This window comes from Saccharopolyspora hattusasensis (assembly GCF_050972075.1).
In the GTDB taxonomy this organism is placed as follows: domain Bacteria; phylum Actinomycetota; class Actinomycetes; order Mycobacteriales; family Pseudonocardiaceae; genus Saccharopolyspora; species Saccharopolyspora hattusasensis.
On sequence record NZ_JBPCDC010000001.1, the window covers coordinates 6,583,586 to 6,596,635 of the forward strand.

Consider the following 13,050-nt stretch of genomic DNA (forward strand, 5'->3'; position numbering starts at 1 on the left):
AGCGCCAACCCGCCCCTACGACCCAAGAAAGACCCCGGGGCCCGTGGAACCCCCGGCCACCCGGCCCGACAGCCGGGCAACCATCACGCCCAGGCCGCGAAAACCAGCCCCACCACAGCAAAACCCAACCCCCTCACCCGCTCACCGACCGCCATGAAAAGTCAGGGCTAGTCTTCCCTTGTAACGGTCGTATGTGGTGCCTCGCCGGCGAGTCTGGATCTGGTCGAGGTAAAGCGCTGCGGCATCCTTGAAGCGCGTGCCGGAGTCGAGTGCGGTCTGCTGGCTGACTAGCTTGCCGAGCGCTTCGCGCAGACTCCGCCGTGCCTTCGTTTCGCTGCTGCTTCGGCGCTCCATTTGTCGGGTGACGCCGTCATGCGCCCGGTACTTGGCCATGGCGCGCCAACTGGTGATCTTCGTCCCGGCGGGGATCTCCGCCTTGGGGACCCACTCGCCGTCGACTCTGCCGTGGATCCGGATCGAGCCCCAGGTGCCTAGCGGAAGTGGAGGGCGAGCCATGATCATCTCCCAAAAAGATGGGTTTAGGATGGGTGACCCATGGTACGCCAGATGACAGGCTCAGCCGCATGTAGGCTGACCTGCACTGATCGGTGCCCCCGGTGCGACTCGAACGCACACTGGACGGATTTTGAGTCCGCTGCCTCTGCCGATTGGGCTACGGGGGCTTGCCCGATCAGCATACGCGACTCGTGATCAACCGCTTCCGTCAGGGTGTGCCTCGCGTCATCGCGTGGTTTATCCCGGTTCGGGACCTTGGTGGTGGCGATCTTCGCGAGTTAGGTTCACAGCGTCTACTCCGGGTGCCTGGTCGAACACGGGGGGTCGCGATGGTCGACGAAACCAAGGTCGAGTCCGCTGCAGGCGGTGCCGAGGACGCCGGGCTGCGGCGGAGCCTGAAGAACCGCCACCTCCAGATGATCGCGCTCGGCGGCATCATCGGCGCCAGCCTGTTCATCGGTAGCGGGGCGGTGATCTCCACCGTCGGGCCCGCGGCCGTGCTGTCGTACGCCGTCGGCGGATTGATCGTCGTGCTCGTGATGCGGATGCTCGGCGAGATGGCGACCGCGGCACCGACGCTCGGGTCGTTCATGGAGTACGCGCGGAGCTCGTTGGGCAACTGGGCGGGGTTCACCATCGGCTGGTTGTACTGGTACTACTGGGTCGGCGTGGTCGCCTTCGAGGCCGTCGTCGGCGCCGAGTTGCTCAACCCGTTGGTGCCCGTCGTGCCGCAGTGGGTCATCTCGCTGTTGCTTATGCTGTTGCTCACCGCCACGAACCTCGTTTCGGTGCGGTCGTTCGGCGAGACCGAGTTCTGGCTGGCGTCCATCAAGGTCATCACGATCGTGATCTTCCTGGTGTGCGGGACGGTCTTCGTGCTCGGACTCTGGCCGGGCGCCGAGTTCTCGGTCGGCAACATCGCGCTCGACGGGTTCGTCGCCAACGGCGGCTTCGCCGTGCTGCACGGCGTGGTCATCGTGGTCTTCTCCTACTTTGGCACGGAGATCGTGACCATCGTGTCCGCGGAGTCGAATGAGCCGGAGCGGGCGGTGGCCAAGGCGACCAAGGCGGTCGTGTGGCGGGTGCTGCTGTTCTATGTCGGTTCGGTGACCCTGCTGGTCATGATCACGCCGTGGCAGGAGATCCCCACCGAAGGCAGCCCGTACGCCGCGGCCTTCACCCGGTTCGGGTTGCCCGCTGCTGAGGTCGTGGTGAACGTGGTCGTGTTCACCGCTGTGATCTCGGTGCTCAACTCCGGGCTTTACACGGCCTCCCGGATGCTCTTCGCCTTGCAGCGGCGGGGTTTCGCGCCGAGCTGGGTGCGCGACATCAATCGCCGCGGCGTGCCGTGGAAGGCGATCCTGCTGTCCACACTGGTCGGTTACGTTGCTGTTGCGGCAAGTTACGTCTCGCCGGACACGATCTTCTACTTCATTATCAACTCCGCCGGGGCGGTCGCGCTGTTCATCTACGGGATGATCGCGCTCTCGCAGCTCCGGATGCGCCGGCGGTTGGAGCAGGAGGCGCCGGAGCGGCTGAAGTTGAAGATGTGGCTTTTCCCCTACTTGACCTGGGCCACGTTGGTCGTGATCGTCGTGGTGGTGGTCGCCATGGGTGCCATCGAGGAGGTCCGTTCGCAGCTCACGCTGAGTTTGGTCAGCCTCGCCGGGATCCTGCTGATCTACGTGCTGTTCGTGCGGCGGGTGGCGAAGGCTTGATCGACCTGATGTCGCAATGGTCACGTCCCGTGTTTACCTCGGTGTGAAGTTGTAGCCGGTAAGCTGCGGTTTCCGATGCAGACCGCATCGGCGGACCCGAGTTTTGGAGGATCCCGGTGACGACGCCGGCTGCCGAGGACACACGGGAGGCTAAGCCCGTCGAACGTCGCGTACTCGTGGCCGAGGACGAGGCGCTGATCAGGCTTGACCTGGTGGAGATGCTCCGCGAGGAGGGTTACCAGGTCGTCGGCGAGGCCGAGGACGGGCAGGAGGCCGTCCGGCTCGCCGAGGAGCTGCGTCCGGACCTGGTGATCCTGGACGTCAAGATGCCGAAGATGGACGGCATCGAGGCCGCCTCCAACATCGCCGGCGAGCGGATCGCGCCGGTGGTGATCCTGACGGCTTTCAGCCAGCGCGACCTCGTCGAGCGGGCGCGGGACGCGGGCGCGATGGCCTACCTGGTGAAGCCGTTCGCCAAGCGCGACCTGGTGCCGGCCATCGAATTGGCGGTGTCCCGGTTCACCGAGGTGCAGGCGCTGGAGGCGGAGGTCGCCGACCTGACCGAGCGTCTGGAGGCGCGCAAGACCATCGAGCGGGCCAAGGGCCTGCTGATGAACAAGCACAACCTCTCCGAGCCCGAGTCGTTCCGCTGGCTGCAGCGGACCGCGATGGACCGCCGCACCACGATGAAGGCAGTCGCCCAGGCGGTGCTGGAGAACCTCTCGTAGTTCGCCCCCGGCGTGGGCCGCCCGTCAGCGGCCCACGCTCGGAAGCTCAACGATGACCGGCGGCGTCCCACGCCGGTGAAGTGCACGTCGTACCGGTCCTGGATCTCCTCCGGCGCCGACTCCGGTTCCGCCCCGCGAGTCGCTGGTGGTGCCGCCGTGCCCGGCGGGGCCCGCGTTAAGGCTGTTGCTGGACAGTTTCCGCGGGTGACGGCGTCACTGTCCCGGGGGTTGGTCGCGCAGGACGCAGGTCAGCCGCGCCGAGCAGGTGCGCCGATCCTTATCGTCCGTGATCACGATGTCGAAGGTGGCCGTCGAGCGGCCCCGGTGCACGGGCGTCGCGACGCCGGTGACCACGCCCTCGGTGGCCGCGCGGTGGTGGGTGCAGGACAGCTCCAGCCCGACCGCGATCCGGTCCGCGCCCGCGTGCAGGGCGGCGGCGATGGAGCCGAGGGTCTCGGCCAGCACCGCGTTCGCGCCGCCGTGCAGCAGACCGTAGGGCTGGCGGTTGCCCGCGACCGGCATCGTGGCGACCACCCGATCGGGGTCCCATTCGACGATTTCGATGCCCATCCGCTCGGTGAGCTGCTCGCCGGCGTCGTTCATCACCGCGCCAAACCGGTCGTTGTCGCTGGTCATCGCCTCACCGTCGTTAAGCGAAGTCACGCCTGGGCCCTCCCGTCGCCTCGGGTACAAGCTGTCGGAGCTTCAGCCTAGACTCGCCGCCGTGATGCATTCCGAGGACCGACGTCTGCTGCTCATCGACGGCCACTCGATGGCCTACCGCGCCTTCTACGCCCTCCCGAAGGAGAACTTCCAGACCGGCACGGGCCAGCACACCAACGCGGTCTACGGCTTCACCTCGATGCTGATCAACCTGCTCCGTGACGAGCAGCCCACGCACCTCGCGGTCGCCTTCGACGTCTCCCGCAAGACCTTCCGCAGCGAGACCTTCACCGAGTACAAGGCCAACCGCAGCGCCACGCCGGACGAGTTCCGCGGCCAGGTCAGCCTGATCCAGGACGTCCTCGGCGCGCTGAACATCCCGGTGCTGAGCAAGGAGAACTACGAGGCCGACGACGTCATCGCGACGCTGACCACGCAGGCCACCGCGGCGGACTTCAAGGTCTCGATCTGTACCGGTGACCGGGACGCGCTGCAGTTGGTCACCGACGACGTCACCGTGCTGTACCCGACGAAGGGCGTTTCGGAGCTCACCCGCTTCACGCCGCAGGCCGTCGAGGACAAGTACGGCCTGACTCCGGAGCAGTACCCGGACTTCGCGGCGCTACGCGGCGACCCGTCGGACAACCTGCCGAAGATCCCGGGGGTTGGGGAGAAGACCGTCACCAAGTGGATCCAGCAGTTCGGGTCGCTGGCCGAACTGGTGGACCGGGTCGACGAGGTCAGGGGCAAGGTCGGCGATGCGCTGCGCGAGCACCTGGCGTCGGTGCTGCTCAACCGGCAGCTGACCGAGCTGGTCCGCGACGTCCCGTTGGAGTCGACGCCGGCCGAGCTGGCGGTGCGGGCCTGGGACCGCGACGCGGTGCACCGGCTGTTCGACGACCTGGAGTTCCGGGTGCTGCGCGACCGGCTGTTCGCGACGCTGTCCAGCGCCGAGCCGGAGGTCGAGGAGGGCTTCGAGATCTCCGGCGGCGTCGTGCAGCCCGGCCAGCTGGCGGGGTGGCTGGACAAGCACGCCCGCAACGGCAACCGGGTGGGGCTGGCCTTCACCGGGCAGTGGGCCCGGGGGCACGGCGACCTGACCGGTATCGCACTGGCCACCGCCGACGGCAACGGGGCGTTCGTCGACGTCACGGCCCTGACCCCGGAAGACGAGCAGGCGCTGGCGGCCTGGCTGGCGGACCCGGCGACGACGAAGACGGCGCACGACGTCAAGGGGCCGCTGCACGCCATCCGCGACCGAGGCTGGACGATGGCGGGCCTGACCAGCGACACCGCACTGGCGGCCTACCTGGTGCGGCCCGGGCAGCGGTCCTTCGAGCTGCCGGACCTCGTGGTCCGCTACCTGCAGCGCGAGCTGCGCGAGGAGCAAGGCGACGACGACGGGCAACTGTCGCTGTTGGAGGACGAGGCGGAGACCAAGGAGAAGGCCGCCTCGAACGAGCTGGTGAAGGCGCGCGCGGTGGCCGAGCTGGCCGACGCGCTGGACGCGGAGCTGGACCGCATCGACAGCCGCGGGCTGCTCACCGACCTGGAGCTGCCGCTGCTGGTGGTGCTCAGCAAGCTGGAGGGTGCGGGCATCGCGGTCGACTCGGAGCAGCTGGCCGAGCTGGGTGCGCGCTTCGCGGCCCGGGTCAAGCAGGCCGCGCAGGACGCCTACGGCGTGATCGGCAAGGAGATCAACCTCGGCTCGCCGAAGCAGCTGCAGGTGGTGCTCTTCGACGAGCTGGACATGCCGAAGACCAAGCGCACCAAGACCGGTTACACCACCGACGCCGAGGCGCTGCAGACGCTGTACGAGAAGACCGAGCACCCGTTCCTGCGGCACCTGCTGGAGCACCGCGACGCCACCCGGCTGAAGACCACTGTGGACGGTCTGGTGAAGTCCATTTCGGACGACGGGCGGATCCATACCACGCTGAACCAGACCATCGCGGCGACCGGCAGGCTGTCCTCGACGGACCCGAACCTGCAGAACATCCCGATCCGCACCGAGGAGGGCCGCCGGATCCGGGAGGTCTTCGTCGTCGGCGACGGTTACGCCGAGCTGATGACCGCCGACTACAGCCAGATCGAGATGCGCATCATGGCGCACCTCTCCGGCGACGAGGGGCTCATCGAGGCCTTCCGCACCGGCGAGGACCTGCACAACTACGTCGCCTCCCGGGCCTTCGGGGTGCCGATCGGCGAGGTCGGCCAGGAGCTGCGTCGCCGGGTCAAGGCGATGTCCTACGGGCTGGCCTACGGCCTGTCGGCCTACGGGTTGGCGCAGCAGCTGCGAATCTCCGCCGAGGATGCGAAGGCACAGATGGACGCCTACTTCGCTCGCTTCGGCCGCGTCCGCGACTACCTGCGGGAGGTCGTGGACCAGGCGCGCAAGGACGGCTACACCTCGACGATCCTGGGACGCCGCCGCTACCTGCCGGACCTGACCAGCGACAACCGGCAGCGGCGGGAGATGGCGGAGCGGATGGCGCTCAATGCGCCGATCCAGGGCAGCGCGGCCGACATCATCAAGGTCGCGATGCTGGGCGTGCACCGGGCGTTGCGGGACAACGACATGTGTTCGCGGATGCTGCTGCAGGTGCACGACGAACTGATCATCGAGGTCGCCGCCGACGAGCGGGCCGAGGTGGAGCGCCTGGTGCGCGAGCAGATGGGTTCGGCCTACCAGCTGGACGTGCCGCTGGAGGTATCCGTCGGCGTCGGCCGCTCCTGGGACGCCGCCGCGCACTGAGGTCCGCCGAATTCGGCGGGAACCGTTGAAATTGCGTTGCGGGGCAGTCACGAAGTGGTCACTCATCGGAGTCGGGTCGGTGCAACCCTTTTGAATGGCGGACATCACCGTCGGGTGGCCCCGCCCGAACGCGCTTTGGATCGGTGCCTATAGCCTGCCGTACGCGTTGCCAGGCCCGGACGCTTGCGTGCGGGCCCGGCAACGGTGAGGCGCGGACACCCCCGAATCCGCTTCCGCGTCAACCCCGAGGAGGAGCATGATCAGCATCGACAGAGTGGACCACCTGGTCCTCACCGTCGCCGATGTCGATCGGGCAGTGGAGTTCTACGAGCAGATCCTCGGCATGACGCCGGTGGCTTTCCCAGGTGAGCGCCGAGCGGTGAGCTTCGGCCGGCAGACGATCAAGTTGCACGCGGCCAGCGAACTGGTGGAGCCGACCGCGACACACCCGGTGCCCGGTTCGGCCAACCTGTGCTTCGTCACGGCCAACGCGCTCTCCGAGGTCCAGGAGCACCTGCGCGCCAACGAGGTGCGCATCGAGGAAGGCCCGGTCAGCCGGATCGGCGCGGAGGGCTCGATCACCTCGCTGTACCTGCGTGACCCGGACGGCAACCTGATCGAGATCGCCCGTTACGACGAGCCCGCCGAGGTGTCTCCCGCCGATTAGCGGATTGGACTCTGCCGCTGGGGCCAAGTCCAGACTGGATCCATGCTCGGCATTGGGGATTTCGCGCAGCTGACCGGCCTGAGCGCGAAGGCGCTGCGGGGTCTGCGACAAGCAGGGTCTGCTGAAGCCGGCCGCGGTGGACCCGTGGTCGAACTACCGGTGTGACACGGCGAGCCAGCCGGAGCTGGCGGTCCGGCTGAAGGCGTTGCGCGCGGCCGGCATCGGGCTGGCGGAGGTCGATCGGGCGTTGCTCGGCCGCGGCCCCGAAAGCTGCGCTGGGAGTGCCCCGAAAACGCGAGGGGACGTCAGGTTCTTGTCGCTCTGCGCCACGGGAGCTTCGTATGCGTATTCGCTCATTCGTGTTTTGCACCTGAGTACTACGGTTCCGCTCATTGGGGACAATTCCGTGCTGCTGGCATGGGGTGGGGGAACTGTGAAGGTGGATTTGGCCGCCTCGGAGTTCACGAAGGACACGGTTGAGCTCCTCCAGGGGCAGATAGTTGATGTGCTCAGGTGCCCGGTGGACCTGGGCGATGAGCGGCAGTGGTTGGCGTGGCTGACCGACGAGACGGGCCGGGCGGGGCTGGGCCGGGACAAGTTGGCCACCGCGCTGATCGCGCACTGCCGCGCGAAGGAGGTTGAGCCGCCGGAGCCGAACCTGGCCCGGCAGGTGGCGAGTCGCGCGCTGCAGGACTTCGAAATGCTGCTGTGCCACAGCATCGCGGATCGAATGGGCGATTCGGCGGACCAGTTGGAAACCTTGCTCGCGGGTTCGGAGGAGCGCCAGGAATGGTCGCTCGCCGAACTGCGATCCGAGGTGGGGTCGATGAACCTGAAGAAATTGCTCCTGGAGATCGAAAGCCTCATGTCGCTGCAGGCGTTGGGGTTGCCGACCGACCTGCTGGTCAAGTTGGAGGAGAGCAACGCCGACCACGTCTGGCTGGGCGCGCTCCTCAAGGAGATCGGCAAGCAGACTGCGGTGCAGGCCTTGCGCCTGCCGTCCGATCTCTTCGACGACGTTCCGGCGGAACTCGTGGAGGCGTGGTGCGCGCGGGCGGCCAGCGCGGGTTCCGCGGAGCTCAGGGCGCATCCACGAGCGGTCCGCGTGACCCTGTTGAGCGCGCTGTGCTCGGTGCGGCGCAAGGAGATCACCGATTTACTCGGCCGGGTGCTGGTCGGCCTGCTGCACCAGATCCGGGTACGGGCGGAGCACCGGCTCGGCCAGGAGGCCGCCGACGCCGCGTGGCCGAGACAGGCGCGGGACGTGCTCCTGCTCGAACTGGCCCGGGCCGCCCTGGATCGTCCCGACGACACAGTGCGGACAGTGCTGTACCCGATCGCCAGCGAGCAGGAGCTCAGGAAGCTGACGCGCGACAGCGAAGCCCGCGACGCCGTGCGAGCCCGGCGCAAGCGAAAGGTGCTCCGCGGCACGTACTCCGCTTACTACCAGCAGATCATCAAGCTCCTGCTGGCGGGCCTGGAGTTCCGCTGCCGGGACCTGGGCTGCTGGCCGGTCATGGCAGCGCTCGGCGAGCTGGTCAGCGACTACACCACGTGCTGGGGGCGTGGCCGGTTCTACGACTTCGACCAGAACATCCCGCTGGACGATGTGGTGCCGCCGGAGTGGCAGGACGCAGTCGTGGACAAGGAGGGGCGCATCGAACGCGTCGTCTACGAGCTGTGCGTGCTGCTGTCGCTGCGGGATCTGCTCTGCTCCCGGCGGATCTTCCTCGCCGGGGCCGGCCAGTGGGGAAAGCCCGGAGTGGATCGCCCGACGGGCGGTGCGACCGCGCGTGTCGAGTCCGGGGGACCCCACGCGGTGTCGCACCGCCGCACCGGCGAAATCCTCACCTGGCCCAGCTAGGCCAGGCCGCCTGCAGCACTCGGTTCTGGGCCTTCGTTCTCGCAGCAGGGCCACCCGCACCGCCACGCGGAGTCTGGGGACAAGAGCCCAGAGGGACAGCAGTGGCGACGATTTCCACGCCGAACTCCTCGACTCGCACGGCCGTGCGCCAGCCGCGGCGAGTGTCAGCGCAGCGCGGTGGCCGGGCGCACCTCCCACATCGTCCACAGCGGCCGGTAGCCCTGACGGGGCCAGAACACCGAGGACAACGGGTTGGGCGGGTTGTAGTACAGGAAGCTGCCGACGGCTCCGGCGCGAGCGAACTCGTTGTGCGCCGTTGCCATCAGTTGTTGGCCGACGCCGGTTCCGCGGAGCTTCTCCTGCACCGACACGCAGTTGACGTACGCCCACGTGCCGGACCGGAGCCGGTAGCTGCCGGGGGACTTAGCGGTGTCCACCCAGCCGCACTCCGCTACCGCGACCGGAGTTCCGTCCTGCTCCGCCAGCCACACGGGATCGCTGGAGTGCAGGCGCACGTGCGCAGCGGTCCGCTTCAGCTGCGGAGCATCGGGTCGGTACGCCGATGTGCCGACCAGGGCGGCGTATTCGAGCTCGGAAAGCGTGAGCTCGACGACGGCGTCCACGTCGGCTGGTCCGGCGCGCCGTATTTTTACGGTACCAGGTAGTTTCGTATATGCGACCGGCGAAGTCGGGCGCACGGCCAAGCAGGACAACGGAACGAAGCCGTGATCCAGGAACGCCCTGGTCGCGGCGGCGTCCCGGCTCGGCCACACGACCATGCAGGACGAGTTCGGGCCAGGCGAGGCGTGCGCCGCCAGCCACTCGCGCCAGGCCCCCAGCAGCGCGTCCATGCCCGCCTGCGGCTGCTCGCCGACGATCGGGAAGAGTTCGAACACCTCACCGGCCTGCCAGAGGCTCTGCGCCGACCCCGGCGGATTGGTGTTGCGCGCTACGAGCGCGACCGCCGTCCCGCCGCCGCCGGTGCGGGCCACGATCGCCTCGCCGTCGGACGGCAGGTGGTGGGTGGCTGGCAGTTGCGGATCCAGCGCGGCGAACCGCGCGAACTGGGCCCGCATCAATTCCTGTGCACTCGCCACGACATCTCCTCAACGCTCGCGCGGACTGTGGTGGTCGGCGATTTCGCGCGAAATCGGCACTTGGTAGGCGTGGGCGGCGGCGATTTCGCGCGAAATCGCCGCTCGCTCCGTTCCCGGCGACGTGCTCGCCCTGCGCGCCCACTCAGCGGTGGCAGACGAAGATCGCGGTGCCAGGGAAGAGGCGTCCGCGCAGCGGGCTCCACTGCCCCCACGTCTGAGTGTGCCCCTCCGGCCACTCAGGTTCGACGAGATCGACCAGATGCAACCCGGCGGCGGCCAACTGGCGGACGTAGTCGCCGAGCGTGCGGTGGTGCTCCACGTAGGTGGCCCGGCCGTCGGCGTCGATCTCCACGTACGGGGTGTGGTCGAAGTAGGAGTGGGTCGCGGTCAGCCCGGTCGGCCCCGGATCGTCGGGGAAGACCCACCGCATCGGGTGCGTCACCGCGAAAACCCACCGGCCGCCCGGCCGCAGCACCCGCGCGACCTCCCGGAACACCGCTCCGGCATCGGCCACGAACGGCACGCCGCCGAACGCCGAGCAGGCCAGGTCGAAGGAATCGTCGGCGAACGGCAGGCAGTCCGCGCTGGCCTGCACCAGCGGCACGGCGGTCCCGCTGCGCTCACCGCCCGCGACGGCGTGGCGCAACATCCCGGCCGAGATGTCCAGTCCGACGGGATGTGCGCCCTGGTCGGCCAGCCACCGCGAGCACGAGGCCGCGCCGCAGCCGACCTCCAGCACCCGCTTGCCCCGGACGTCGCCGAGCAGCCCGGCGTCCTGCTCGCGCAGCCGCTCCGGGCACCACATGAAATCGCTGTCGCCGAGGAATGCGCCGTGTTCGGCTTGGTAGTCGTCGGCGTCGGCGTCCCACCACAACCGGCTCGCGCCCCGGGATTCCGCCGCATCGACAGTGCGTTTGCTCACACCGACCGTGCCCAACAAGTGCTCCGCCGAGATACGCTGGAGCCCGTCGTTCTCCGGCTCGTCGGCTCGTGTCAAGGATTCCCCCTGCCGATAGTGGGTATTGCTCGGACGTGTGCATTGTCGTCGCCCGGAGCCGACCGGTCGTCAAGGCGTACCGCGGTTTGCCCGGCGATCGAGAAAGCGCGTACGATACCGCCCGCGCCGTGGGTCTTCTGTCGGCGGCTCTTCCCTGCCGGGTCGCACCGGCCGAGGAGGTCTGCCGGAGAAGTCGAACTTCCTGGTCCAGCAAGTCAGCTGGCCCTGGCCGGACACCTGGGGCGCGGCAACAATGTAGATCCAGCGACCAAACTATCCGCACCGGAGCAACCCACCTGATGTCCACCGACACCACCACCGTCCCGACTGCAGCCGCCACCAAGCCGCAGGTCGCAGTGAACGACGTCGGGACGGAGGAGGACTTCCTCGCCGCCGTCGACCAGACCATCAAGTACTTCAACGATGGGGACATTGTTGAGGGCACCATCGTCAAGGTCGATCGCGACGAGGTGCTGCTTGACATCGGCTACAAGACCGAGGGCGTCATCCCCTCCCGCGAGCTGTCGATCAAGCACGACGTCGACCCCGCCGAGGTCGTCACCGTCGGCGACTTCGTCGAGGCGCTTGTTCTCCAGAAGGAGGACAAGGAAGGCCGGCTGATCCTCTCCAAGAAGCGCGCCCAGTACGAGCGCGCCTGGGGCACCATCGAGGAGCTCAAGGAGAAGGACGAGCCCGTGCGCGGCACCGTCATCGAGGTCGTCAAGGGCGGCCTCATCCTCGACATCGGGCTGCGCGGCTTCCTGCCGGCCTCCCTGGTCGAGATGCGCCGCGTCCGCGACCTGCAGCCCTACGTGGGCCGCGAACTCGAGGCCAAGATCATCGAGCTGGACAAGAACCGCAATAACGTGGTCCTGTCCCGCCGCGCCTGGCTGGAGCAGACCCAGTCCGAGGTCCGCAGCGAGTTCCTCAACCAGCTGCAGAAGGGCCAGGTCCGCAAGGGCGTCGTGTCCTCCATCGTCAACTTCGGTGCGTTCGTCGACCTCGGTGGTGTTGACGGTCTGGTGCACGTCTCGGAGCTGTCCTGGAAGCACATCGACCACCCGAGCGAGGTCGTCGAGGTCGGCCAGGAAGTCACCGTCGAGGTCCTCGACGTGGACATGGACCGCGAGCGCGTGTCGCTGTCGCTGAAGGCCACCCAGGAAGACCCGTGGCGCCAGTTCGCCCGCACCCACGCGATCGGCCAGATCGTGCCGGGCAAGGTCACCAAGCTCGTGCCCTTCGGTGCGTTCGTCCGCGTCGACGAGGGCATCGAGGGCCTGGTGCACATCTCCGAGCTGGCAGAGCGCCACGTGGAGATCCCGGAGCAGGTCGTCCAGGTCGGCGACGAGGTGATGATCAAGGTCATCGACATCGACCTGGAGCGTCGCCGGATCTCGCTGTCGCTGAAGCAGGCCAACGAGGGCTTCAGCCCCGACTCGGAGTTCGACCCCACCCAGTACGGGATGGCCGCCGAGTACGACAACGAGGGCAACTACATCTACCCCGAGGGCTTCGACGTGGAGACCCAGGAGTGGACCGAGGGCTACGAGAAGCAGCGTGAGGAATGGGAGCGGCAGTACGCCGAGGCCCACACGCGCTTCGAGAAGCACATCGCCCAGATCACCAAGGCCCGCCAGGCCGACGCGGAGGCCGCTGCGGCCGCCGCGGCCGGTGGCGGCGAGGAGTCGACCAGCGGCGGCGGCAACTACTCGTCGGGTTCGGCCGACGAGCAGGACAGCGGCTCGCTGGCCAGCGACGCGCAGCTGGCGGCGCTGCGGGAGAAGCTCTCCGGCGGTGCGTGAGTCTGACGCCTAACGGCTGAGGCACCACGGCCCCGCACCTTCCGAGGTGCGGGGCCGTTCTCCGTTTTCGGGGAGCTCCAGGCTCGTTCGATGTGGCGGCGCTGGATAACCCGTGATGGGTGTGAGGCGAACGGCCGTTTGTGCCGTCTATTGGCGGGAAGGGGCCGTTCCCTTCGCGCCAGCGATGCCAGGTGCACCACCCGTCGCACAGCGAGTTCCCGAGCAGCCTCTATCGCGCCGAAA

At 68.1% G+C, this 13,050-nt stretch carries 10 protein-coding genes and 1 tRNA gene; 6 read left to right on the top strand and 5 right to left on the bottom strand.

What is annotated here, in order from left to right:
* Positions 1–141: 141 nt before the first annotated feature.
* Both ACRXBZ_RS31700 and ACRXBZ_RS31705 read right to left on the bottom strand, forming a co-directional pair.
* On the bottom strand, positions 142–516 hold the full coding sequence (locus ACRXBZ_RS31700) for a hypothetical protein (protein WP_433882164.1): 375 nt from the start codon (positions 514–516) through the stop codon (positions 142–144).
* A 93-nt stretch (positions 517–609) separates the two neighbouring features.
* Positions 610–683 (bottom strand) — tRNA-Leu (locus ACRXBZ_RS31705).
* Between the two features lie 162 nt (positions 684–845).
* Here ACRXBZ_RS31705 and ACRXBZ_RS31710 point away from each other — a divergent pair.
* Positions 846–2,234, top strand: coding sequence for an amino acid permease (locus ACRXBZ_RS31710; RefSeq protein WP_433882165.1), 1,389 nt, complete (start codon positions 846–848; stop codon positions 2,232–2,234).
* A gap of 116 nt (positions 2,235–2,350) precedes the next feature.
* Positions 2,351–2,962: an ANTAR domain-containing response regulator gene (locus tag ACRXBZ_RS31715; protein WP_433882166.1), complete on the top strand. Its 612-nt coding sequence runs from the start codon at positions 2,351–2,353 to the stop codon at positions 2,960–2,962.
* 213 nt (positions 2,963–3,175) lie between these two features.
* Here ACRXBZ_RS31715 and ACRXBZ_RS31720 read toward each other — a convergent pair whose 3' ends face one another.
* Entirely contained in the window at positions 3,176–3,598 is a 423-nt protein-coding gene (locus ACRXBZ_RS31720) for a PaaI family thioesterase (protein ID WP_433884035.1), read from the bottom strand.
* Between the two features lie 91 nt (positions 3,599–3,689).
* Between ACRXBZ_RS31720 and polA the strand changes: the two genes are divergently transcribed.
* The 3 genes from polA to ACRXBZ_RS31735 all read left to right on the top strand — a co-directional run bounded on the left by polA (position 3,690) and on the right by ACRXBZ_RS31735 (position 8,911).
* A complete protein-coding gene (gene polA / locus ACRXBZ_RS31725; protein ID WP_433882167.1) occupies positions 3,690–6,380 on the top strand; it encodes a DNA polymerase I in 2,691 nt (896 codons plus the stop codon).
* A gap of 256 nt (positions 6,381–6,636) precedes the next feature.
* Complete coding sequence (locus ACRXBZ_RS31730) at positions 6,637–7,047, top strand: VOC family protein (protein WP_433882168.1); 411 nt, start codon at positions 6,637–6,639, stop codon at positions 7,045–7,047.
* Positions 7,048–7,453: 406 nt separating this feature from the next.
* A complete protein-coding gene (locus ACRXBZ_RS31735) occupies positions 7,454–8,911 on the top strand; it encodes a hypothetical protein (RefSeq protein WP_433882169.1) in 1,458 nt (485 codons plus the stop codon).
* A 164-nt stretch (positions 8,912–9,075) separates the two neighbouring features.
* Here the strand turns inward: ACRXBZ_RS31735 and ACRXBZ_RS31740 are convergent, their stop codons facing one another.
* Both ACRXBZ_RS31740 and ACRXBZ_RS31745 read right to left on the bottom strand, forming a co-directional pair.
* On the bottom strand, positions 9,076–10,008 hold the full coding sequence (locus ACRXBZ_RS31740; RefSeq protein ID WP_433882170.1) for a GNAT family N-acetyltransferase: 933 nt from the start codon (positions 10,006–10,008) through the stop codon (positions 9,076–9,078).
* A gap of 142 nt (positions 10,009–10,150) precedes the next feature.
* On the bottom strand, positions 10,151–11,005 hold the full coding sequence (locus tag ACRXBZ_RS31745) for a class I SAM-dependent methyltransferase (protein WP_433882171.1): 855 nt from the start codon (positions 11,003–11,005) through the stop codon (positions 10,151–10,153).
* A 299-nt stretch (positions 11,006–11,304) separates the two neighbouring features.
* On the opposite strand from ACRXBZ_RS31745, the gene rpsA reads away from it, so the two are divergent.
* On the top strand, positions 11,305–12,807 hold the full coding sequence (rpsA, locus tag ACRXBZ_RS31750) for a 30S ribosomal protein S1 (RefSeq protein WP_433882172.1): 1,503 nt from the start codon (positions 11,305–11,307) through the stop codon (positions 12,805–12,807).
* Positions 12,808–13,050 lie beyond the last annotated feature (243 nt).